Annotated in this window: 19 protein-coding genes; 8 read left to right on the forward strand and 11 right to left on the reverse strand. The window is 69.6% G+C overall.

Features of this window, described 5'->3' with window-relative positions; genetic code table 11:
• The first annotated feature begins 11 nt into the window (after positions 1 to 11).
• From eccCa to E1293_RS10880, 3 genes are read left to right on the forward strand one after another with little or no spacing between them, the layout of a single operon-like run.
• Positions 12 to 4,034 carry a type VII secretion protein EccCa gene (eccCa, locus tag E1293_RS10870; RefSeq protein ID WP_132196546.1) on the forward strand — a complete coding sequence of 1,341 codons (4,023 nt, stop codon included), beginning with the start codon at positions 12 to 14 and terminating at the stop codon, positions 4,032 to 4,034.
• The gene (locus E1293_RS10875) at positions 4,031 to 4,411 is read left to right on the forward strand and encodes a hypothetical protein (RefSeq protein WP_132196548.1); all 381 of its coding nucleotides are present in this window, start codon (positions 4,031 to 4,033) and stop codon (positions 4,409 to 4,411) included. The genes eccCa and E1293_RS10875 overlap by 4 nt, the downstream gene beginning before the upstream one ends.
• Positions 4,408 to 5,550, forward strand: a complete 1,143-nt coding sequence (locus tag E1293_RS10880) for a DUF6177 family protein (RefSeq protein ID WP_132196550.1) — start codon at positions 4,408 to 4,410, stop codon at positions 5,548 to 5,550. The genes E1293_RS10875 and E1293_RS10880 overlap by 4 nt, the downstream gene beginning before the upstream one ends.
• Here the strand turns inward: E1293_RS10880 and E1293_RS10885 are convergent.
• From E1293_RS10885 to E1293_RS10895, 3 genes are all read right to left on the reverse strand, one after another.
• Positions 5,465 to 6,796, reverse strand: coding sequence for an NAD-binding protein (locus tag E1293_RS10885; protein WP_132196552.1), 1,332 nt, complete (start codon positions 6,794 to 6,796; stop codon positions 5,465 to 5,467). The genes E1293_RS10880 and E1293_RS10885 overlap by 86 nt on opposite strands.
• Before the next feature lie 65 nt (positions 6,797 to 6,861).
• Entirely contained in the window at positions 6,862 to 7,347 is a 486-nt protein-coding gene (locus E1293_RS10890; protein WP_132196554.1) for a hypothetical protein, read from the reverse strand.
• A 57-nt stretch (positions 7,348 to 7,404) separates the two neighbouring features.
• Positions 7,405 to 8,298 (reverse strand): sigma-70 family RNA polymerase sigma factor, encoded by an 894-nt coding sequence (locus E1293_RS10895; RefSeq protein WP_132196556.1) that lies wholly within the window; start codon positions 8,296 to 8,298, stop codon positions 7,405 to 7,407.
• A 568-nt stretch (positions 8,299 to 8,866) separates the two neighbouring features.
• Between E1293_RS10895 and E1293_RS10900 the strand changes: the two genes are divergently transcribed.
• Positions 8,867 to 9,622, forward strand: coding sequence for a hypothetical protein (locus E1293_RS10900; RefSeq protein WP_132196558.1), 756 nt, complete (start codon positions 8,867 to 8,869; stop codon positions 9,620 to 9,622).
• On the opposite strand, the gene E1293_RS10905 is transcribed toward E1293_RS10900, so the two are convergent.
• Positions 9,579 to 10,289, reverse strand: coding sequence for a response regulator transcription factor (locus E1293_RS10905; RefSeq protein WP_132196560.1), 711 nt, complete (start codon positions 10,287 to 10,289; stop codon positions 9,579 to 9,581). The two genes, E1293_RS10900 and E1293_RS10905, sit on opposite strands and share 44 nt — an antisense overlap.
• 200 nt (positions 10,290 to 10,489) lie before the next feature.
• On the opposite strand from E1293_RS10905, the gene E1293_RS10910 reads away from it, so the two are divergent.
• The gene (locus tag E1293_RS10910) at positions 10,490 to 10,846 is read left to right on the forward strand and encodes a response regulator (RefSeq protein WP_132196562.1); all 357 of its coding nucleotides are present in this window, start codon (positions 10,490 to 10,492) and stop codon (positions 10,844 to 10,846) included.
• Between the two features lie 7 nt (positions 10,847 to 10,853).
• On the opposite strand, the gene E1293_RS10915 is transcribed toward E1293_RS10910, so the two are convergent.
• Together E1293_RS10915 and E1293_RS10920 are read right to left on the reverse strand one after the other, a co-directional pair.
• Positions 10,854 to 12,851, reverse strand: coding sequence for a PAS domain-containing sensor histidine kinase (locus tag E1293_RS10915; protein ID WP_165978169.1), 1,998 nt, complete (start codon positions 12,849 to 12,851; stop codon positions 10,854 to 10,856).
• A 678-nt stretch (positions 12,852 to 13,529) separates the two neighbouring features.
• On the reverse strand, positions 13,530 to 13,763 hold the full coding sequence (locus tag E1293_RS10920; RefSeq protein ID WP_132196566.1) for a hypothetical protein: 234 nt from the start codon (positions 13,761 to 13,763) through the stop codon (positions 13,530 to 13,532).
• A 107-nt stretch (positions 13,764 to 13,870) separates the two neighbouring features.
• On the opposite strand from E1293_RS10920, the gene E1293_RS10925 reads away from it, so the two are divergent.
• Positions 13,871 to 14,464, forward strand: a complete 594-nt coding sequence (locus E1293_RS10925; protein WP_132196568.1) for a TetR/AcrR family transcriptional regulator — start codon at positions 13,871 to 13,873, stop codon at positions 14,462 to 14,464.
• A gap of 735 nt (positions 14,465 to 15,199) precedes the next feature.
• Here the strand turns inward: E1293_RS10925 and E1293_RS10930 are convergent.
• The 5 genes from E1293_RS10930 to E1293_RS10950 form a co-directional block, all read right to left on the reverse strand.
• Complete coding sequence (locus tag E1293_RS10930; RefSeq protein ID WP_132196570.1) at positions 15,200 to 15,508, reverse strand: hypothetical protein; 309 nt, start codon at positions 15,506 to 15,508, stop codon at positions 15,200 to 15,202.
• An 86-nt stretch (positions 15,509 to 15,594) separates the two neighbouring features.
• The gene (locus E1293_RS10935; RefSeq protein ID WP_132196572.1) at positions 15,595 to 16,482 is read right to left on the reverse strand and encodes a sigma-70 family RNA polymerase sigma factor; all 888 of its coding nucleotides are present in this window, start codon (positions 16,480 to 16,482) and stop codon (positions 15,595 to 15,597) included.
• 103 nt (positions 16,483 to 16,585) lie between these two features.
• Positions 16,586 to 18,394, reverse strand: coding sequence for a type IV secretory system conjugative DNA transfer family protein (locus tag E1293_RS10940; RefSeq protein WP_132196574.1), 1,809 nt, complete (start codon positions 18,392 to 18,394; stop codon positions 16,586 to 16,588).
• Between the two features lie 47 nt (positions 18,395 to 18,441).
• Positions 18,442 to 19,065 carry a hypothetical protein gene (locus tag E1293_RS10945; RefSeq protein WP_132196576.1) on the reverse strand — a complete coding sequence of 208 codons (624 nt, stop codon included), beginning with the start codon at positions 19,063 to 19,065 and terminating at the stop codon, positions 18,442 to 18,444.
• Positions 19,062 to 20,282: a C40 family peptidase gene (locus tag E1293_RS10950; RefSeq protein WP_132196578.1), complete on the reverse strand. Its 1,221-nt coding sequence runs from the start codon at positions 20,280 to 20,282 to the stop codon at positions 19,062 to 19,064. Before E1293_RS10950 ends, E1293_RS10945 begins: the two co-directional genes overlap by 4 nt.
• A gap of 371 nt (positions 20,283 to 20,653) precedes the next feature.
• On the opposite strand from E1293_RS10950, the gene E1293_RS50160 reads away from it, so the two are divergent.
• Positions 20,654 to 22,159, forward strand: a complete 1,506-nt coding sequence (locus E1293_RS50160; protein WP_132196580.1) for a CpaE/TadZ family protein — start codon at positions 20,654 to 20,656, stop codon at positions 22,157 to 22,159.
• Positions 22,156 to 23,265 carry a hypothetical protein gene (locus E1293_RS10960; RefSeq protein ID WP_132196582.1) on the forward strand — a complete coding sequence of 370 codons (1,110 nt, stop codon included), beginning with the start codon at positions 22,156 to 22,158 and terminating at the stop codon, positions 23,263 to 23,265. Before E1293_RS50160 ends, E1293_RS10960 begins: the two co-directional genes overlap by 4 nt.
• Positions 23,266 to 23,484 lie beyond the last annotated feature (219 nt).

Here is a 23,484-nt window from a genome sequence, read left to right on the forward strand (position 1 = left end):
AGGGAGAGACCGTGACGACGCGGCTCGTCCATCGGCCCGCACGGGCCGTTCACCCCCTGCCGGAGCGTCCCGCCCGGCGGATCGAGGCACCACCCGACCTACCGGAGGGGGGCGACTCGGCCAACCAGCTGATGAGCATCCTGCCCATGGTCGGCATGATGTGCTCGCTCACCATCATGACCGTCCTGCGCAACCCCGCGTTCATGGCGCTGGGCGCGGTGCTGCTGGTGGTGGCGGCGCTGGCGGGTGTCGCACTGCTGGTGTCGCGGCGCGGGCAGGTGTCGCGGAAGCGGCGGGGGCAGCGTGAGCGGTACCTGGAGTATCTGGAGGAGCTGCGGGAGACGCTCGCCGAGGAGGAGCGGGAAGGCCGGGCCGAGGCCAGGGTGCTCGACCCGCCGCCCGAGGCGCTGTACGACGTCGTGCGCGATCCCGCCCGGCTGTGGGAGCGGCGGCGCCGCCATCCGGACTTCCTGCGGGTCCGCGTCGGGACCGGCCTGGTGCCCTGGCATCCGCTGGAGGTCGATGAGAAGAACTCGGCGATGACCCCGCCCGACCCGTTCATGCGGGCGGAGGCGCAGGCGCTGGCCGGCCGGTTCCGGACGGCGCCCGACATGCCGCTCGTCCTCCCGCTCGACATGGCCGGCGACGTCAGCGTGGTGGGGCCTCGCGAGGACACGATGCGGGTGCTGCGCGCGATGCTCGCGCAACTCGCCTGCTTTCACGCGCCCGACGACGTGGCCGTCGCCTACGGCGGCGAACGCGTGCCCGACGTCGACTGGCTGAAGTGGCTGCCGCACGCGCTCGACAGGCACCGTCGGGACGGCGGTGTCCCCGCGCGGCTCGTCGCGGACGGCCCGCTGCGACTCGCCGGGCTGCTGGCCGACGACCTGCGCGCCCGCGCCGACGTCGCGGCGGAGGTGCGGCGGGGACTCGGGACGCGCGAGTCGCTGAGCTTCCAGCGCCGCCTCCTGGTGATCCATGACATGCACGGCGCACCGGCCACCGGCCTCGTCCGTCCGGACGAGAGCTTGCCGGTGGCCGACTTCGCGGCGACCGTGGTGCACCTGGTGGAGCGGCGGGAGCACGAGCCGGACGAGGTGAGCGTGCGGATCCTGGTGGACGGTGACCGCGTCGAGGTCACCGACCTGCGCGGCGAGGCCCCGGTGACGATGGCGGGGACCGTGGACCACGTCCCGCCCGGGATGCTGGAGGGGCTGGCCCGCATGCTCGCTCCGCTGCGGCTGTCCCGCGAGTCCGCCGAGGAGACGACGGCGCAGCGCGGCGAGGTCGACTTCGCCGCGCTGGTCGGCCTGGACGACCCGGCCGACGTGGATGTGGCGCGGTTGTGGGCGCCGCGCGCCGAGCGCACGTTCCTGCGGGTGCCGATCGGGCTGGACGACACGGGCCGGCCGGTGATCCTCGATCTGAAGGAGGCGGCGAGCCTCGGGATGGGCCCGCATGGGCTGTGCGTGGGCGCGACCGGGTCCGGCAAGAGCGAACTGCTGCGGACGCTCGTACTCGCCCTCGCGTGCACGCATTCCCCCGAGCAGGTCAGCATGGTGCTGGTGGACTACAAGGGCGGCGCGACGTTCGCGCCGTTCGAGGGGCTTCCGCACGTCGCCGGGGTGATCACCAACCTGGAGGACGACGCGGGCCTCATCGAACGCGCCTACGCCAGCCTGGCGGGCGAGGTGCAGCGCCGCCAGCAGGTGCTGCGGGACGCCGGCAACATCGCCGGCATCGGCGACTACGACCACCTGCGCGCGGAGCGGCCCGACCTGCCGCCGCTGCCGCACCTGCTGGTCATCATCGACGAGTTCGGTGAGCTGCTGGCCGCACGGCCCGACTTCATCGAGCTGTTCCTGTCCATCGGCCGGATCGGCCGCAGCATCGGCGTGCACCTGCTGCTGTCCAGCCAGCGCGTCGAGAGCGGCAAGCTACGCGGCCTGGAGACCTTTCTGTCCTACCGGATCGGGCTGCGGACGTTCTCGGAGGAGGAGAGCCGGACCGTCCTCGACACAGCGGACGCCTTCCACCTGCCGGCACTGCCCGGTTTCGGGTATCTCAAAGTCGACACCAGCATCTACCTGCGGTTCAAGGGCGGCTACGTGTCGGGCCCGTACCGGGACGGGGCCGACGCGGAGGAGGACGACGCGGAGGCTCCGCAGATCCGCCCCTACCCGGTGACCAGCATCGGTGAGACCGCGGACGGCCCCGCAGGATCAGGCGAACCCGAGGGCGACGGGCTCACCCTGCCGGAGCGGACGTCCGGGCCGACGCTGCTGGACGTGGCGGTCAGGTCGCTGACCCGGCACGGCCGCCGGATCCAGACGATATGGCTGCCGCCGCTGCCGTCCCTCGTCACGCTGGACAAGGGCTGCGGTCCCGTCCAGGTCACCGAGGCCGGGGTGCGCCTGCCGGGCGCCGCCGGCACGGGTCTGGCGACACCGATCGGCCTGCTGGACGACGCCCGCCGGCAGTGGCAGGGCGTCTGGCGGCTGGATCTGGCGGCGGCCGGCGGGCATGTCGCGGTCATCGGCGGCCCGCAGACCGGCAAGACCACACTGCTGCGCACCATCGCGCTCTCACTGGCCCTCACCCGCTCTCCCGAGGAGGTCTCGGTGTACGGGTTGGACCTCGTCGGCGGCGGGCTGCGGACGCTGGAGGGGCTCCCGAACGTCGGCGGCGTCGCCGGCCGCACCGACCGCGAGCGCGTCCGGCGCACGGTCGAGGAGGTGCACGGGATGCTGGAGCAGCGCCAGGAGGTGTTCAGGGACCGCGGGGTCGACGGGGTGGCGCGGATGCGCCGGATGCACGCGGACGGCCTGCTTCCGGAGCTGCCGTGCGCCGACGTCGTCCTCCTCGTGGACGGGTTCGGAGCGGTACGGGCCGACTTCGAGGAGATCGACGAGATGGTCTCCGACCTGCTGCGCCGCGGCGGCGGGTACGGAGTGCACGTGATCGCCGGCATGCTGCGCTGGAACGACGTGCGGATCGCGGCGCAGTCCAATTTCGGCCGGCGGATCGAGCTGCGGCTGAACGACGCCTCCGATTCCACCGTGGACCGCAAGCTCGCCCAGACGATCAGTGCGGAACTTCCCGGGCGCGCCCTCACCGACGGCAAGCTGTTCGGGCACGTCGCGGTGCCGGCGCTCGGTGCCCGGCCTGACCCGTCCTCGCTCGGCGAGGCGGTGGAGTCGGCGGTGCGCGCCATCAGCGGCGCTGCGACCGGGCCGGCGGCGCCGCCGGTCCGCGTCCTGCCGCATCGTCTCCCCGCGGCGGACCTGCCGGGCCCGGACGAGGAGCCGCGGCTCGTGCCGATCGGCATGGACGAGAGATCGTTCGCCCCGGTGTCGCTGGACCTGTTCGGCGCCGACCAGAACCTGCTCGTGCTCGGCGACGGCGGCTGCGGCAAGTCCACCCTGCTGCGGCTCATCGCGAGCGGGCTGATGGCCCGGTACAAACCCGGCGAACTGGTGTTCGCGGTCATGGACCCGCGCCGATCACTGCGCGACGCGATCCCCGAGCCCTACGTCGGCGGATACGCCGCCACCCCGCGGGTGTGCGCGGGCCTCGCGGGCGGCGTGGTGGCGGAACTGGCGCAGCGGATGCCGGACGAGGCGGGGGCCGCCAACGTCGTTCCCGCACCGCGCGTCGTCGTGCTGGTGGACGACTACGACCTCCTCACGGCGGCCGGGCAGCAGCCGCTCGCGGCGTTCGTCCCGTTCATCGCCGGCGGGCGCGACATCGGGCTGCACATCATCGTCACCCGGCGCGTCGCCGGGGCCTCCCACGGCCTCTACGAACCGCTGGTCCAGGCGATGCGGGAGATCGGTACCGGGACACTGCTGATGTCCGGCGACCGGTCGGAGGGGCAGTTGTTCCCGCGCGTCTACGCCGATCCGCAGCCCCCGGGACGGGGCCTGTGGCTCCGCCGCGGCGAGAGCCCCCGGCTGGTGCAGACAGCGCTCCCGGACGAGCCGGTCACCATCCCCGCCGGAGACCTGGCGGCGAGCGCTCCGGAGGTCAGGTGACCTACGACCTGGTGGTGCTGACCCAGCTGGCGCCCGATGCGCAGAGCTTGGTCGACTCCATGGTGGCGGCCGATGACACCCTGCGGGTCCGCGGCTCCGGCGACGGCGCGATCATCCAGCTCTGCGACGAGACCGGCCGGCCGCTCGTGAGCATCGAGGCCGCCCAGCCGGTGGAGGTCACCGGCGAGGTGGAAAGGCTGCTCGGGACCACCGTCACCGCCGGCCTGACCCTGCCGTACTGGTGGGTGGAGGCACGTGCCGCAGGGGGCGCCCCCGCCCCCGCCCTCGCGCACCGCTTCGCCGCGGCGCTGGTCGAGCGGCTGGGCGGCGCGGTATGGCCCCCCTCCCCTCCCCGCGGCGACCGGGAGACGGCATGAGCCGACATCCGGCCGTCGACGTGATCACGGCGAGGAGCGCGGTCGTCGTCCAGAACCGCGCACTCGTGCCCATGTCGTCATGGCTCATCGACGCGATGGCACGCTGCGCGGAGAGCGGCCTCTCCCTCCAGGTGCTCACCCCGCACGACGGCCGGATCACGCTGCCGCTGCGGATGGCGCTCGGCGGCTCCAAGATGAGATGGGTCGTGCGGGAACCGGGCGACGGCCACTACGAAGGCTTCACAGGGCTCCCGCTCGACTGGGACGGCATGGAGTTCGTCCCCGCCGAGCGGGCCCGGACGGACGGCCCGTCCAGCACGTTCCTGCACGGCACCGGGGACGAGGCGGGCGCGGTGCTCGGCCACCACGTGATCGTCGATCTCCGCGTCGTTCACGACGCCACGGCGGAGCTGGAACTGGGCGCGGCGGTCGAGGGGCTGGCCAAGGCGCTCGCCGGCGCCGCGCCCGTCTGCTGGGGCACCGCCGAGCCGGCCCTGTCGCGGTGGGACCGTGCCGCCATCACCGCCCTGTGCCGCCGCCGCACGCCCCGGGCGACCTGGCTGGTGTTCACCGGCGGCCACGGGGGCACGGGCCCGGCCTTCGCCGGCACCGTCCGCGTCGCCCGCGTCGATTCGGGCGTCAAGGAGGAGATCACCTTCGTGATGTCCCGGCCCGGCGGAACCTTGTCGCCGGACACCCTGGACACCCTCGCGGAACTGGCCGGCCAGCATGCCTCGACCACCGCGCTCAGCACCCTCACGGCCTACTGGGCACCGGGCCGCGCGGACCTCACCCATCCGGCCCGCCGGCTGGGCCACCCGACTCCGGTCGCCATGGCCATCGGCCCGTCCGGCATCGCCGAAACGGGGACGCGGCGCGTACTGTCCGCCCCCGTACGGGCACAGCTGATCGGTGACCCCGCCGAGCCCGGGGCCTGGTACCGGCTCACGGACGGCGCTCCGGACACCGCCTGGCCGACGCTGCGCGAACTCATCCGCCATCTGACGAGCCCCGTGCGGGCAGGGGCGGACGCTCGCGGCCGCGACGACCGCCTCACACCGGGGACGGTGCTGGACAATCGCATCTGGAGACAGGATGGCCGCCGGTCCCCGGCATGGACTCGGCGGGAGGATGGGTGACCAGTTTCCCGCCGTACGGGTAGACGAAGTCCGCCGCCGAACCGTTCACGCCCGCGGCGACCGCCTGGGCCGTCATCGCTGAGATGTCGCAGACGTCGCCGATCGGGAACAGCGACCTGGTCTCGGTGATCACGGTGTGGTCGCCGGCGCGCATCACCACCCGCAGATCCGGAACCAGGGCGAGCGCCGCGATGGCGGCTTCGACGTTGTCCAGGTCGTCGGCGCCCATGGCGGCGAACGCCCTGGCCCGGTGCAGGGAGAGCCTGCCGAGCACTTCACGGTCCTCGGCGTGCGCGATCAGCACGGGGATCCCGGCGGCCTTGGCAAGCCGCAGATTGGTGGCCCTGGGATCGCGTTCCACCGCCAGGACCGGTATGCGCAGGCATCGCAGCGCCATGCACAGACGAAGACCGACCTGTCCCAGCCCCACCACGACGACATGATCGCGGGTGGGCAGGGTCCTTGGACCGATGATGTCGATGCTGCGGTCGGACAGGAACCGGTTGACGATCCCGGCGGTGAACAGGGCGCCGTAGCCGATCGTCAGCAGCATCCCGACGCCGGACAGGACGAGGTACCAGCCTGGTGCGGGATGGGATTCGCTGGGGCCGACCGTGGCGACGACACGGGTCGCGGAGTAGAAGGCCGCGACGGCCGGCTGATGCAGGACGAGGACGGCCAGCAGCCACTCCAGCAGCAGGGTGATGCTCAGGCCCGCGAGACCGGTGAGCAGAATGCGGCTGGTCAGATCGTGGGAACGGAACTGGCGGGTGAAGGCGCGCGCGAGCCTGCGCGGAAGGGGATCGGCCCGCCAGACGTCGGCGGTGACGCCGTCGGCGGTCTCGACGAGCACCCTTGCCGGGCGGCCGCGGACGTCGACGGCGAGGACCGCCGTGTCCAGGCACGCCCCGATGATCGCGGGTACGGAGATGTCGGCCGGGGAGGTCACCTGGCAGTTGGGAACGGTCTTCAGGAGCTGGTCGGCGACCGTCCGGTCGAAGAGCATGACCACCAGGCGGATGCGGGGACGCAGGTGCTCGACCAGCAGCGCGTACCGCAGGGCGGTGACGTCGCTGCGGACGAGGACGGCGACCGCATGCGGTTCGACGGTCAGGGCCAATCGCAGTTCATTCTCGCTGGGTTGGAAAAGGTGGGTGACCTCGCTGCCGTGCCGGGTGAGTGATGTACAGGCGAGCCGGGCGATCTCGATGTCGCCGATCACCAGGACGCGTTGTGCTGTTCCCATGTCGCCTACCGTGCGCTTCCAGGCGGCCTCCGCGGGACGTCAGGCGCCGCGGCCGGCCGTTCCGGTCATCGGGGCCAGAACTCGTCGGACGGTGGAGCCTCCCCATTGGAGATCGAACCGCCGGCCGCGTCGACTTCGGCCCACACGCGGGTGCCGCCGGACACGAGGAGGCACCCGAACTCGGCGGCGGGCAGGTCGAGATCAGTGAGATCGCCCAGTCGGCTCTCGTAATCCGCCGGTTCCGAGAATTGGTGGAAGACCTCGACCCGGACGTACCGCTTCTCTTTCCTGCGGACGAGTCGGATCATGACCTCCAGCTCATCGGACCGGCCCGCGGCCTGCGCGATGCGCACCGCCTTTCCGGCCAGTTCACCGACAACGACCTGCGCCGTTACGATAACGCGGTAGTTCCGTATGGCCCAGCCCGTGAGGGCTGCGCGCAGGAGCCCCTCGGCGGCGCGCACCAGTCCGAGCGTGGGATCGTGCAAAAGGACGTACCAAGCCGCTTCGTCCACCGGCGGGATCGAGGTCGTACCAGGGATCTTGTTCATGCGAATTCCCTTTTCTTCATGGCATGTAACGGCGGGGTGTCCCTGGCAGCGATCCGGTCATACCGCGTCGGCGACGGGCTCGTTGAGTTTGGCGAGCGCCTTCTGCTGGATTTGCCGCACCCCTTCGCGAGACAACCCGAGTTGTTCACCGATGATGCGCAGCGGCTGCTCCTCCTCGCCGCCCAGGCCGAACCGTCGCGTCAGCACATAGAGCTCACGGTCGTCGAGCCTCGGCAGCCCGTAACGGGCAAGGGCGCGCAGGTGGAACCGCAGTTGCACCTGCTCCTCGATACTCGAGGACGGATCGGCCAGCCGGTCCTCCCAGGGGACCACGCCCTCACCTTGGTTTCCGATCGGCGCGTGGAGGCTTTCCAAGCGGGGCGCGTCCAGGACGCGGTGCACTTGTGCGATCGTCACTCCGGCCCGTCGGGCGATCTCGGCGTAGTCCGGGACGGCGTCCGCGCCGGCTATCTCCAGAAGGGCCCGTTCGGCGGCGAGGATGATCGGGCGCTTCTCGAAGTCGCTGAGGTTGAGGTTGGGGTGGTCGGCATCACGTACGGCCCGCAGGACTTCCCGCTGGATCGGCCTGAACGCCCAGCTGGCGAACGAGCCCCGGGCGGGGTCGTACGAGCAGATGGCCCACAGCAGGCCGACCTTGCCGGCGCTCTGGAAGTCCTCGCTGTGCTCACTCGACCGTGAGGTGAACATGGCGACGTACCGGCGCACAAGCCCGTAATTGGCGACCATGATCTCGGAGGTGAGGTCATCCAGTTCCCGTTTGTCCCGCCGCAAGGCGAGCTCCGACACTTCGTCGATTTCGCCGGTCTCCGCCTTGGCCCGCAGCACGGCTATCCGGTCCAAGAGTTCTATGCGTCGAGCAAAGTATTCCTCGTTCCGGTCGTGGGACTGCGTGGCGGGGCGTCCGTCGCCGGTCGGTTGCACGATGTCCATCTCTCTCCCTGGCGAGCTTCGATGCGACGATGCCCAAGATCGCGCGGCTCAGAAAGAGGCCGTTGACAGGCCGGTGACGGTGTTCGGCGCACGGGAGCGGCCGTCCTCGTCACCCCTTGAAGAGGCGGGAGCAGCCGACTGCCCAGGTGAGCACCCGAAGATCGTTTGCACGCTCCCGGCCAGCGGACGGTGGCGAGATGCAATTCCGTTGACAAAACATTGATCACTGGTGGGCATCGCATTGATTCGCCGGTGTCCTCCCAGTGCACTTGTGGTGTGCAAGGTGGGGCTAATCGTCCGGAATAGAGCGGCGGCGGGTTGCCGATTCGCGAGCGGACGGACTCTAGAAGACGAGCGGGAAGTGCCTGATGTCCTGGTGATGGCAGGCGGCATCACGCGCGTCCGCGAGACGAGAGGAAACCGATACGGTGCGAACGATCCTCAGCGATCCGGGGCCCAGGTCCCCACTCGGCGGGACGCCCATGGACGCCGCCGTCCCGCGGACGGTATCCGGTCAGTTCGCGGCGGTGCGGACCGCTGCGGCCGAGCGCTGAGGTACAAAGGTCCGATGGGTTTCACGTTCGTCCACTCACAGGCGGGGGTGCCGCCCAGCCGGGTGGAGGATCTGGCCAGCGGCGACGGCACGGCAGTGGACCGGCATCCGCTGGTCGTCGCGGGTCAGGCCCTGACCTGGCAGACGACGTTCACGAGTGGCTCCGCCACCGCGGTTCCGGTGTCCGGCGCCTCCGCGGTGGTCTTCAACCACGATGACGGGACAGGCCAGGGCCGCTGGAACCGCCGTTTCGCCCGAGGATTCGCCCACCGCATGGCGGGCGAGCTCACCATCGCGTCCGTCACGGTCGGGCTCCTCGACGAGACGGCCGGCGCGGAGGCCGACGAGGACGCGGAGATGCTCGGCTCGGCCGTTGACGGGCTCGCCAGGCTGCTCACGGATCTTGAGGATTCGCAGGCACCGGAGGAGTCCGCCGACCGGATCGTGGCCGATGCGCTCAGCACCCACGCCGCGCTGATGGGCCCCCTCATCGAACAGCGGGTCACCGTGCGGCAACGGGATGAGTTCACCGTCCACACCGTACGTTCGGTCTCCGCCGACCTGCGGGGCCCCGCTCTCGAACGACTGCGCGCACGTGTCGGCCTGCCCTGGCCCGCGCGCGTCGAGAACGGGGTCGGCGTCGACCTCGGGCTGGCCCGCTGGTGCACGACCATGCAGGTCAACGGCCACCAGATGTGGTCCCGGTTGGAGGAGGGCACCGCCCTGGTCACCGACCTGTGGCTGCGGAGTCCCCCGGAGCCGCGGGAATGAGATACCCGTAACCCGTCTGGGTCATGATCAGGCCATCGCCCAGCTTGCGGCGCAACCGGGAGATGTGCTCGGCGAGTGTCCGCGAGATGCCCCGGCTGGTGCCCCACACGTGCAGCATGAGCTCCTCCTTGGACACCGCACGGCCCCGGTTGATCGCCAAGAACTCCAGGACGGCGTACTCCATGGGCGCCAACCGCACCGGCACTCCGTTATCGAACACCTGGCGTGCGGCGAGATCGATCATTATGGGCGGGAACTCCAGCTGGTCCGCACGCGGGTTCTCGGCCCGCTGGGACGTGCTCCCCGTACTGCGCCGCAGGACGGCCTCGATCCGTGCGAGCAGCACCTCCGGGTCGAAGGGCTTGGCGATGTAGTCGTCCCCGCCGAGCCGCAGACCGAGAGCCTGGTCGTGCACTTCGGTCCGGACGGTCAGCAGGATCACGGGTACGTCGTTCCCCTCCTCGCGGAGCTGGAGGACGAGGGACAGGCCGTTGACGTCCGGGAGGTTCACGTCCAGCAGGGCGATGTCGATGTCGCCGCGATGCAGCACATGGCGGGCCAGCTCCCCGTTGGGCACCGACTCCACCGAATGGTTGTGCCTGCGCAGAAGGCTTCCCACGACCTTCACAAGCCGTGCGTCGTCATCGACCACCAGCACCCGTGCCACAACTCCATGTTATCGAAAAGACACCAGCCAAAACCGGACATAAGCCGAAGTGGTGGACTGGCGTTCACCCCCGCGCACATGATCGTCCTCCGCTCGGGCACCGCGCGGGTCCGAGGGACGGCGGGGCCGGAGGGCGCTGGTACCCTCCCTCGCAACGTCTCCAGCGATATCGCGGTTGTCCCCCGACCGGAAGGGCGAACATGCGGGTGCTGATCGTCGAGGATTCTCGGGTCGGGCAACTGCTCTGCACGGTCCTGGAACGCGATGGGCATGAGCCGGTCCTGGCCGGGGACGGCGCCACCGGATGGCGTGAGGTCACCGGAGCCGACCCTCCGCAGATGCTGATCCTCGACCGGATGCTGCCGGACATGGACGGTGCCGATCTACTGACCCGGCTCCGCCGTGACACGCGTACCGCGGCGTTGCCCGTCCTCATGCTGACGGCGGCCGCCCGCGCCTCCCGCGACCTCGACGACGGGGTGCTGACCCGGGTCCTCGGCAAGCCTTTCGACCTCGTGGAGCTGCGGCGGGTTCTGTCCGAGCTGGCCGGAAACTAGTCAGCGATCACAGCGGGGGCCCGTGGCCGGAAGGACGGTCTCCCTCCTCCCGGCCGTGGTCTCCGTGGTCGGTGGGCGCGAGGGGAATCCACAGGTCCGCCTGAAGACCTCCGGCCGGCGCGGACCCCAGTTCGATCCGGCCTTGCATGGCGGTCATCATCACCTCGGCGATGTGCAGGCCCATCCCCGATCCGGGTAGGTCCTGTGCGTCGGCCGACCGATAATACGGCCGCAGGACCAGCCGGCGTTCGTCGTCCGGAATCCCCGGCCCCTCGTCCGAAACGCTGATCACAGCGTGGTCGCCGTCCTTGCGCAGAGTAATGGTGATCTTGCCTTCGGGGGCGTACTTCTCGGCGTTGCCCAGCAGCAGGAGCAGGCACTGCCGCAACCGGACCGGATCGCCGAGCACGATCATCTCAGGCGGCACGAGCATGGTCGTGCGGACGGTCACCGACGGAACGCCCTGCAGGGTCCGCCGGAGCAGCGGTGGCAGGTCGACGGGCTCGCGCGCGGGGGTGAGGCGAGCGGCCGGGTCCTCGCCGAGGATCAGGACGAGGTCGGCTATGACGTGGTGCATCATCTCCACGGCGTCGGTGATGGCCGTCAGCGAGGCCGTCTCGCGTTCACCGACCGACGCCGTGCCGAGCAGCTGGGCATGACCGCTGATGCTGGTGAGCGGGCCGTGCAACTCGTGATGGACCGAAACCAGGAGCAGGTGCCGCATGTACTCCAGTTGACGATTCGCGGACTTGTCCACGAATACCGCGGTCAGCAGTCCCGATGTGCCGACATCATCCGGAGCCGAGGAGGAGATCTCGACCCATAGGGAACGGTCCGCCGACGTGGTCAGCTGGGCGCTGCCGTCCACCCCGTCCATGAGTCTGACCGCCGAGCCGTTCTCGTCGGTCAGGGTGAACAGGTCCGCGGGCCGCCGGAAGAGCGCATCGGCGGTACGCGTGCCGGTCAGGTCCGCCATCGCGGCGTTCCAGACCACGACCTGACCGGAGGGGTCCAGGGCCAGGATGGCGACGCCGGACTGATCGATGGCCGCGCTGAGCCTGGAACGTTCGCCCTCAAGGTCGTGGGCGGCCCAGACGTTGGCCCAGAAGGCCCCCAGCGCACGGCCTGTGCTGGTCACCGCTCCACCCAGCATGCCGGCGACCGTCCAGCGCGCCAGATACCAGCCGCTCCAGCGTGTCCAGCCGAGCAGCAGGTACCCGGCGTCACGTCCGTCCGGAGCGAGCAGCGGAACGTGGACACCCGCGCGCCAGCCGGCCGGCAGCGCCTCCCGCCGAATCGTCTCGGGACGCTCGCCGCCCGCCGGCCGCGTGAACCCACGCTGACCGTCGGCCCACCCTTCCCGCCGGACGCCGCCATCGGCGGACGCCTCGACCAGCACCACCCCGGACGGCAGCGACATGTGCAGCCACACCAGGTCGGACCCAATGATCGGCTGCAGGCCCTCGACGAACGAGACCAGATCCTCGACGGTCGTCCGATGCGCCGCGATCAGGCCGGGCAGCCGGAGCAGCTGTCGCGCGGTGGCCGGCGTGCTCTCCCTGCTCGGCAGGACTCTGGTGTCCAGGTAGTACGCCAGGACGGGCATCACGGCCAGCAGCCCCCACACCGGCTCCCCGCCGCGCAGCGCCTTCAGCATCAGCACCGCGAACACGACGGCGCAGCTCGCCCTGGCCAGCCCCTCGCCGATCAATGTCGACCGCACGGACCGGCTCAAGACGGTCTCGATCGCCAGCGCGCCGGCGACAAGGACACCGATCTGGGCGGTGCTCGGCGCCGAAGAGGGCAGGCCCATGGAACCGGCCAGGACGCCGGCGATCAACAGCGCGAGCATCGTGCCGATCATGTCGGCCGTGGACCATCGCAGGGGTCGGCGTGGGACCAGCACCTTGCTCAGCAGCACTGCCCCGACCCCCGCCAACACCACGGGGATGCTCTCTGACAGGCAGAAGGCCAGCGGTGCCACGAAGGCCACGACCGAGGCCATCCCGGACGTGGGAGGGGGTGGACCGGGCCTTGACCTGGGTCGCTGGTCGGGAGAATCTCCTGATGCCCGGTGCGGGGGTGAGGACTGATGGATGGGCCGGTAGAAACCTGCCACAGTCATCTTCCTGCTTTCCAGGGTCTTTTGTGTCAACGCTCGGTGACTCGCATCCGCTGCCACGTCAGTGACGGCACGCCACTCCGCAGATGTTCGTCCGCAGTTGCACGCGGGGTCATGGCCCCGACCGTCCGGGCAAGGGCAAAGACCGCAAGTGCCGTCGGCCACCGGCACCCAGGAACATTCAGACCGGCGGTGGGGCGCCGTACAGGCGTAGGCGTCGCGGCGGTCGCGCTGCCTGAACGCCTGCAGAAACGTTCCGGCGGTCACCGCGGCTTCATTCTCGTCATCGTGGACCTTCCCCAACGTCAATGCAGATCACCCTGTTATTGTCCGCACGCCCGGATCCGGTTCCCTGTAGGTCAGAGCCGGTGAAAGATCGACGATCCGACCATCGGCCACGGTGCACGCCGGCAGGTTCAGCCGGCTCGTCGGCCTCTGTCACCACCGGCTCAGGCGGCCGGTCCTCCTACGACGAGTCCGGAAGGGCCGAGGTAACCGGTACGGCCGCCAGGAGCAGCCGTCGGTGGACCCGACCTCCGACCGGCGCGGCGCGACAAGCGGTCACGCGACGAGCAGGAGCACTCTGATCGCCAGCATCACCGCTGCGGTTGCCCCTTGGCCATGTCGCGCAGGGTATTGACGGGCGGCCGGGCCTGGAAGCTGCGGCCCTCGGCCGGCGTGCCCGGGTATGCCGAAGCCGACTGCTGCCTGTGGCGCCCAGAAGACGCGTACGCAGATGAAGATGCTGCCTACGCCGATCAGTCCGGCGAGCACGTTGGTGACGCTGGTGAGCATGGCCTGTTTCCCCTTCTTGGCGACGGCGCATTATCTAGCAGCGCTAGCTGATGTAGCGACGTTAATCTATCGTCGACAGAATGTCTAGCGTTGCTATGATGCCACCCATGTCCGCCATCAGCGAGCGCCGCGAACGTGAACGCGCCCACCGTCATCAGCTGATCATCACGGTCGCGCGCGAACTCGCGGAGACCGAAGGCTGGGAGGCCGTGACGACACGACGGCTGGCCGAACGCGTCGAGTACAGCCAGCCGGTGCTGTACAGCCACTTCGACGGCAAGGACGCCATCATGCGCGCCGTCGCCCTGGACGGCTTCGATGAACTCGCCGCAGGCATGCGCCACGCACGGCAGGACGCCGTCGAGCCCGCACACGCCCTACGTGCCGTCTGCAACGCCTACCTGGAGTTCGCGACCGAGCGACCTGTCCTGTACCAGGGCATGTTCGTCCTGCCCACCGATCTGAAGTTCGGGAGTGCCGAGACACCGCCCCCGCTGCGGGCCGTTTTCGACGAGTTCGTCTACTGCTTCCGCCCGGACAACGAGCGACGCGAACTGTTCGCCGAAGTCACCTGGAGCGCGTTGCACGGCATAGCGGTCCTGTCGGACAGCGGCCGCCTCCCCCCGGACGAGGAACGCCTCGACTTCCTCATCACCCAGATCGCCGCCACCCCGACGCGGTCATCCGAGCAGGACCACTAGAGCGGGCCGAACCGGGTCGCGGGCGACGTCGTGGCTGACAGGAGGGACGCCGTCCGGGCCATCGTCAAGGTCACGTGAGGTCCTCGGTCCGGGAGGAGGGCAGCCACCGGTGCCCGAAGGGACATTCCACAAGTCCGTGCCGGCCTCCGCTGAAGTCGTCCTGGACCGGGGCCAGCGACCGGGCCCGGCCGCGACGGCTTTTGCTCGCACGGCCTCGGCGTCTCGACAGGCCAGGATGATCGAGGAGTCGAAGGCGGCTTGGTAGAAGTCCAGGCCGGGAGCGTCATGGACGGCGATCAGGGGTGTTCCGCTGCGGTACTGCGCTGGGACGTTCGTGTTGGTCTCCATGTGCCGGACGCTATTCGGCAGTGGAGAGCACCGGATTGAACGAATGCGACATGCTGCGAACGCAGGGCGGGGAGCCGAGCGCGACAGCAGGGCACCGAGGCGTGGCCGACCGCAGGTTGGCGGCCAGTTCGCCGGGAGTGCGCTGAGCGAAGACGTGCACGTCGCGGCTGAGGTGGGCCTGGTCGCTGTACCCGGCTTGGGCGGCGATGTCGGCGAGCCCCTTGGCGGGGTCGGCGAGAAGGCCGAGCGTGCGCTCGGCTCCAGCCGATCCGTCCGGCCAGCGCGGCGCAGAGGTGGCTCCGGCACTGGTCTTGAGCCGTTGCCACGCCCACCGCAGCGCGGGATCCGGCGCCGGGCCGGCGGTGGAGAGGGCGGTGAGGGTGGTGTTCAGGATCTCGAAACGCGCCGTCCAACCGGATGCGACGGCAAGCCGCTCGGCCAGGTCGGTGGCGAGGCCCGCAGCGGACTGAGCCGGATCGCGACCCCGTGCTGCAGCCCGCTGTGCTCGATGACCGCCACGCTGTCGTGCAGTGCCACGACCAGACAGGTGTAGCGCTCTCCTGCCGCGCCTCGGGGCAACCGCAGCGGGTGGAGCGGATCGCCGAAGGCCACGACCATGACCACGTCACTGGAGGGGATCTCGCGGCGCCGCACCGCGGTGGACAACCGCTCCCTGTACCCGACGTAGTCACCCACCGCGGCACTCGGCCCGTCGTGACCACCTCACTCAGCGAGGCCGGCGGCTGATCCATGCCGGAGAGACCCGTTCCGCGCGGTGGCGATCACCCGGCCGGCAATGAGCCGAGCCCGTCCACCGCCGCGAGACGTTCCGGGTCCGTCACCGAGAGGATCTCGACGATCCGGCCCCCGACCACGGTGTACGTCATCACGCCCCGCGGCTTGCCGCTGGTGTCCCAGGCCGCCACCCCCGGCTCACCGTTGACGAGAACGCGGCGCACGGTGAGCTTCGCCTTGATCCCGTGCTGGGCCCTGTCGGCGACCTTGGCGGACCCCACCCTGACGACCAGGCCGCGCGACGTGTGGGCACGCCACGTCACCTCCGGATCGAGCACCCGCAGCAGCCCTTCGAAGTCCCCGGTCCGCGCCGCGGCCAGAAACGCATCGACGACCGCATGCCGCTGCCGGCGCTCATCGACCGGACGATGCGTCTCCTGGACCTTTCGGCGGGCACGGCTCGCGAGCATCTTGCTGGCGTCCGCGGACCTGCCGATGATCTGGCCGATGTCCTCGAACGGCACCGCGAACATGTCGTGCAACACCAGGGCCAGCCGCTCGGCGGGGCGGAGGGCATCGAGCATCACCAGCAGCGCCACCCCGACCGAATCGGCGAGCAGCGCGTCGTCCTCGGGAGCCCGGTCGTTGTCCTCGGTCACCACCAGCTCCGGCAGCCGGTCCTCGTACGATGCCTCCGGCCTGGCCTTGCGCGCACGCAGCATGTCGATGCACACCCGGCCCACGACGGTGGTCAGCCAGCCGGCGAGGTTGTCGATCGCGGCCGCGTCCTGGCGCGCGAGCCGCAGCCATGCCTCCTGGACGGCGTCCTCGGCGTCCGCCCGCGACCCGAGCATCCGGGAGGCGACCGCCACAAGGCGCCCGCGCTGGTCTTCGAAGGCTTCCGCCACGACCTCATCTGGAACAAGTCCGGTCATGTTGGTACCTCCCGCAACTAGTCAGCCTCCACAAAGGGAACCTGTCACGGGTGATGACGGATCCGGAAGGGGGGAGGTAACGGCAGGGTCGCAGGCCCGCGCCTCACAACGCGGGCCAGGGGTTCTCCTCATCCGGCGCAGCCACGGTGGGAGCGTCCTCAGCGTAGGCGATCTCGGACGGGTCGTACCTCCGGATCATCTCCTCGACGGCATGCCTGCCTCTGGAGATCGCGTCCCGGTCCTTGCGCTTCCACCAAGGGGTGAGCCACATTTCGACCGGACGTGCGGTGCCGGCAACGACAGCCGCGCGACCGAACGGCATGGTCCTGAGCTCTTCGGGTTGCAGTGCCGGCTTCCCGTCGTGCTTGCCCACGAGATCGGAGAGTTCTTCGAGGTCCTTGGCCGTACCGGTACCGCCCGAGATGATCCGGACCGTGGCGTTGTCCCACAGGCGCGCGGTCCCGTCGGCCCCCCACTTGGTACGTGCTTCCGCCAGTGAGGTCAGGTAGACGTGCACGGTGATGCCGTAACCACCGGACTCGCCCATGTAGGTGGGCAGGCCGCCCAGCGGGCACATGTCGGTCACCTGGTTCAACTCGAAGGTCAGCGGCGGGTCGAGCCGGCCGGTCGGCTCCTGCATCGCCGCACCGCGAGCCGACCGGAAGAACTGTTCGATCATCGTGGTGACGATCGGCGCGATCCCCCCGTAGTCGGTCTGCTGCTTGCCGATGAAGTACATGGTGTTGCGGCCCCTGATGAACTCGCCGAAGTCGAACTCCTCGCCGGGGAGCGGCGAGCAGTCCGCCAGCACGCGCGGATCCGAGAAACAGCTCATGACCTGGATGACACCGGACCAGACACGCTCGTCCTGCCTGTTGAACTCCAGCTGGGACGAATATCCCTCGGCGACCCTGCCCTCGCGCTCGCCCCGGCGCAGGATAGCCATGGGCTCGTCGGCGTTGGCCTCGTAGACCCAGCCCATCACCTCCCGGAAGTTGACCCTGCCGATCGCTCCGGCGTGGAACAGGCAGCGGATGATGGTGATCACCCCGCCGAGTACGCCTGCCCCCTCGATCCCGATCTGGAAACCGCTCTCGGCGACCAGGGTCCCGGATCTCACCGCGCAGACATTCGGGTCCTCGCATCCGTCCAGCGGTGACCAGCGCAACCGGTTCGGCCACGCGGTGAAGTTGTACGGATCGAACACGTACACCTCGCCGAACTGCGCCCGTGCCATCGCGGTATTGACGAAGGTCTCCCGGCGGGTGGAGGTAACGATGCACGGTCCCTGCGCGTCGATGGTGAACGGTGTGACGAAGTGCACGTCCTTCCCCTGCCGCGGCGCCGCGACGACGATCGCCATGTCCTCGACGGAGGCGTACAGCTTCCGCCGGGACCTGATATCTCGTCCGAGGAGGAAGCCCACTTCCTCGGGCCTCACCTGGCGTGCGGGGAGGTTCGCGATGGAGGGCCGGACCTGCCGCGTCTTGCTCAGGACGGTCTGGGCGCTCAGCAGTCTGCGGACCTCCCACCCGGACGCGAACCCCAGGCGCAGCCGCCGGAACGACCGGCGCCGCCGCACGTTCAGGATCACCCGCACCAGGACGTAACCGCCCACCGCCACCAGGACGAGGAAAACGATCAGCAGGCCGAAGAACACCGGGGCGGGCCCCATCGCGGCCGCCGCCGCCGGCGGCCACGCACCGTGCGGATCGCCGGGATGCCGAACGAAATGGAAGGCGACGCTCAGGAAGTCCTTCGGACTGGAGTCCGGCCAGCCGCCGCCCGTGAGCAGCCCGGACACCTGGCCCGCCAGCCAGGTCACGAAACTGACCGCGTTACCCAGAAGGACGGTCACAAGGGCGATACCGATGAAGAGCGTGTACACCGCACCGTCATCGTCATCACTCACGAGCGCTCCTCACTTCGAATTCCGTTCCGAGCTCGGCCACGTTCCGGCTATTTCGCATCTTGAACGGTGACATCGGATATTCGCCAGGAAGCATTCTTCGACGACCTCGTGAGCGACATGTAGACCACCGATTCCCTGCTGGTGCCGCGCCAGCGGTCCCGCCCCGTGGGGACCGTGGTCATTCCCCATTCGCGGTAGGCGGCGGCAGGCCCGTCGGACGGGACTCCCGCCTCCGGGGCGAGCCGTTTCAGCCGCACCGCGAGATAGGCCCGGTGCTGCCTCCATTCCTCAGGTATGTACTGCACGGGCTCCGCCTTGATCTCGGCTGCGTAGGCCGGGGCGAGATAGCGGGCCGCACGCAGTCTCGCATCTCGCAATCCCGAATCGACGGTGCTGTCGACCGTGTACATGACGGTCAACGCCGCCCGCGACACCGCCGTCGCGTCCTTCTGGTCGATCCGGTCCGGATCCGGCAGGCCCCCGGGTATCCGAGGACTGCGCGATGGCGACGGCGAGCCTGCGCTGATCGCCGGAATCAGGGTCTTCGCGCCCGGTTCGAATGACCTCGTGCCCGGCCGTACCCGCTCCCCGGCACTACAGCCGCTCACCAGAGCGACCGCCGACACGACGCACAACACGGAACGAACTCCCGTCACCGACACCCCGGTCATGCCACGCCACCCCGTGGACCGGGACGAGACATCGCCCGCACCGTCCCCGGGGACCTGCCCTCCATGCCGGGTGGCGGCGTGACTCGAAGGGCGCCCACATACTCGGCCCTGGCGTCAAAATCGGCGAATTGCACGAACTTACCCGGGCGCGGGGCTTCCACCATCCACCGGGTGCCTTTGAACACGCCGTAATAGATCGCCATGTGCGTCGGCGCATTCGGATCATTGAAGAACAGCAGATCCCCGGGGCGCACCAGGTCTTTGCGGTCTCCGCCGATCTTGACGACTCCCTTTTGTCCCCGCCACATGGCCTGCGTCGTTCGAAGCAGCGAGACCTTTCCCGCAGAGGCTTCATTGACGGCACGCACCGCCAGGCCGGAGCAGTCGAAGCCGCCAGGAGGGCCGTTGCCACCCCATATATAAGGAACTTTCACGCCCAGCGATGTGGCCGGATGCGGCTGCCCCGGGCCCGGTTTCGCATAATATGCGGCCTTCTCGGCGATGCGACGTCCGAAGGGCCCGGACCCTGATACCAGCCCCGCCGAACACAGGCTCGAATCCAGATAATTGTCCGACGTCAGATGATACTTCTTAGCGTAAAGGTTGGCCGCAGCCAGCACATCATTAACGTACGTGTCCGAGGGGCGGTAGGCAGCTCCAGGCCCGTGATTGTACGCAAAGATCGTTCTTTTCAACTCTTCCGCGGTCAGATTTCGCTGGAGACCCGCATAGGAAGAGAACTGGGTCTTAAGTAGCTTTGCCGCACTGAAGACGGCATCGCCCGCTTCGTACCGATCTGCCCCGTTACCGTTGGCGTCCACCTTGTATGAATTGAATGTCCCCTGCTTGAATTGCATCGGACCTGCGGCCCCCGCAAAGTTCGGCCCGTCTTTACGAGACGCACCAAAGGTGCCGTGCTTCGTCTCCACGTATCCGACCCCGGCGAGCACATTCCATGGAATGCCCCACTCCGCTCCGGCCCGTCGATAGAGCTCAAAGTATTTCCTGGGGATGGCGTCCGACGCCAACGCTTTTTGCGCATGCGCCACGCCCGAGCCGATGCTCGGGCTGCATATCTTCGACATGAGCCCGGTAACGGGACTGAAGATCAGGGCAACGAGGCCGACCAGCAGCGCCACCGCCATGGCGACGATACCCACGAGACCGACACCCGCAACGCCGATCCCGACCGCGACTTTACTACCGTCCCGGCGCACGATATTTCATCCTCGATTGCCACATCGACAAGCCATCCTGACCTGCTGGAGCCGCACTGCGCGGGGCAGGCGCCCATGGTCAGGCGCATCGCGGCCGACTCAGCATGTTTCATCTCTGCCACGCCTGCCTGAAGACAGTGCGGTCACCGCTCGGATGCGCAAGCCCCTCCGGCGCACTCGTCCACCGGCTGCCTGGACGCGCCACCCGGGCGGTGGCGCCGCGGTCCGCGCGCCTCCTCGGTCTTCTCGCGGCCTTTGTCCGCGGACAATCCGGGCCCGGCGCTGGCGGCGGCGCCACTTGACCGCACTATCTGCTTGGGAGAACCGGCCGGGTCGGCCGGCCGAGACCAGAGTTCTGAGGGAAATTCTTGATGGCCACTGCGCCGAGTCTCGTCGTGGCGGGGCACCCGGGCGTCGCGCAGAAGCTGCGGGACACCGGACTGTTCCCGGTCGTGTACGACGTCGCCTCCGCCTCGGAGCTCCGGGAACTGTCCAGGAACGGCAAGGTGGGCACTCCGGCCGCGTTCATGTTCGCGCCCGGGTTCGACGAGGACCTCCCGGGCGCCGGGGTCGTCGTGCTGGCGAACGGGCTCGCGCGCAGCGGGTTCACCGTGCTCGTCCACGCGACCTTCGCGGAAGGCGGCGGCGCGTTCGACCCGAGGGTGGTCGCGGCCGGGAAGCAGATGAAGATGTCGGAGCTGCTGGGGGCACTCGGCGTCACCGGGGCGGAACTCCCGTTCGAGCCGCCCCCGCCCCCGGAACCCTGGGCGGCTCCCGGACCGCCTGCCGGGCAGGGCGCCGGTCCTCGAACTCGACCACCGCCCCCTCCCAACGGCAGGCCGCCTTCTCGTCCCGCGCCGGCCGCCTACGGCAGGGAGGTGAGACAGCCCGAAACCCCGCCGGCGAACGCCTGGGCAGCGCCCGCGAACGCCCCGGCGGGGCCACCGAACGGCTGGGCGGCGCCTGTGAACGGCTGGGCGGCACCGGCCGGGGCCATGGGTCCGCCGCCCGGCGCGCCCGGCAGGCGCGGCCGGGTGATCGCGGTCGCCTCGGCGAAGGGCGGAGTGGGCAAGACGAGCACGACCGTGAATCTCGCGGTCCATACGGCGAGGCTGCTGCAGACCGCCGGGCGGGCAGGGTCCGCCGTGGTGGTGGACACCAATTTCCAGCAGGCCGATGTGGGGCGGTATCTCAGCCTGAGATCGCCCACGATTCTGGATCTGCTGCAGGCGCCCGGCGCGCTCTCGCCCCGGTCGGTCCGCCATCATCTCGCGTACATCGCCGAGATCGGCCTGTACACGCTGCTCGGCCCGCCGGACGCCGTCAGCGCCGACCCGGCCATGATCAACTCGACGCTGTACCGCCGCATCCTCACCGTGCTGCGCGAGGCGTTCGACTTCGTATTCGTCGACACGCCGGTCGCCGAACTCCACCACGCGACCTTCGCCGACCTGATCCTGCCGGAGGCGGACGCGATCCTGGTACCCGTCGAGCCCAACCGGGTGACGCTGGAGGCCGTTCGCGCGTGGCTCACCGCGATCACCATGCCGAAGAATTCGCAGGGCGGCGGAGTCTCCCCCGAGAAGTTCTCGCTGATCCTCAACCGGGCGCGTCCCGATGTCGAGTGCGGCCCCGAAGAGGTCATGGAGCGGTTGCGCGGCTGGCGCTTCGTCGGCCTGATCCCCGAGGACGAGGAATGGATGCAGGCCGTGAACGGCCACCGGCTGCTGAAGCTGCGGACAAGCCCGGAACTTGAGGCGACCCTCCGGGGGATCTTGCGAGTCGTCAGCGACGACCCCGTTTTCGGCACCCCGGTGAGCCCGCCGTCGGCAGGCCGCTGGAAAAAGCTGATCAACCTGAAGGGATTCGATAGATGACGACCGAAGAAGAGCCCACTTCAGGATTGGATTTCTGGGAGACCATCGGCGTGAACGACACGTCCGAGGAAACGTCCGAGGCAGAGCCGCACCCGGTTTCCCAGCAGGACAAACTCGTGGCGGGCACCAAGTCGGTGCCGCCGCCGGAGACGCCTCCGGGAACGCCTCCTGAGCCTCAGGAGACCCCACCGTCCATCGACATCGAACAGACGGTCGCTGAGAGCGAACCGTCCCCGTCCGTACCGGCGTCCTCCCCCGAAGCGTCTCCCGAGACGACGACGGAGAACGGCGCCGCCCCGAGCTCGGACCTTCCGCACGAGCCCGACCCGAGCTGGGACAACGCCGCGCGGATCGCGGAGTCGATCGGCCCGCGGCTCGGTCGGATGTGGCTCGACCTGCTCATCGGTGAGGCCGACGGTGACCAGACGCTGGGCAGGAGGATCTATCACGTGCTGGACGGCACGCACCTGATCGGTGAGCTGTGGCAGGACAAGGACATCGCCGAAGTGCACATCCGCGGTACCGGGGTCATCGTCTGCGGCAGACGCGGCATCCGTGAGGTTCTCGGCTTCCCCGGCGGCACCGTCGCCCGCCGCGCCATCGAAGCCGTCGAGGCGGCGGCGGACCGGATGGCCGCCATCGTCACCCGCGTCGGCGACTCCGTCGTGGTGAGCCGGCGCGACGACCCGGGCCCGACCGCGATCGATCTCTTCACCTCCGGAATCCTCACCGAGGCTCAGCTTTCCCACATCGAGAACGCGCTCACGCACATGGAGGCCGTGTCGGTGAGAGGTCCGGCCGCGCGCGTCGTGGTCCGCGCCCTCGCATCACTGATCCCCAAGGGGAGCCGTGTCTTCGAAGGACCGCTCGGGGTCCTGCCGGCCGGATGCGTCACCGCCGCAAGCCCTCTGGACGCCGACTTCGTGATCGGTGTCCGCCCCGGCGCGCCGGTGGAGCAGATGGCGGCCGCCGGGCAGGTCGGCGCCCTCATCGCCAACCCGGAGACCGAGTTCAGCGCGGCCGTCCGGCTCGTCGTCTCCGGAGGCTCCGCATCCCTCGGCAGGTTGACCATCCTCGACGAGGACGCATCCCTTCGCCCCGGTTGAGAGTGCCTGACGGCAGTGCGCCTCCCTGCGGGCAGAGCCGGAGAAGCGTGGGTCGGCATCAGAGCATCCCGACCTCGCCTCACCCCCTGCCCCGACTGACAGTGAGGATGTAGGTGAGCACCTCCCGGCGGGGTCTGACCCACCGACTGACTGACCAAGGGTCCTCAACCGGATCTGTCGATCTGGCCGGGAGGTGCTCGTGTGCGCTCACCGGACACG

Source organism: Actinomadura darangshiensis (genome assembly GCF_004349235.1).
In the GTDB taxonomy this organism is placed as follows: domain Bacteria; phylum Actinomycetota; class Actinomycetes; order Streptosporangiales; family Streptosporangiaceae; genus Spirillospora; species Spirillospora darangshiensis.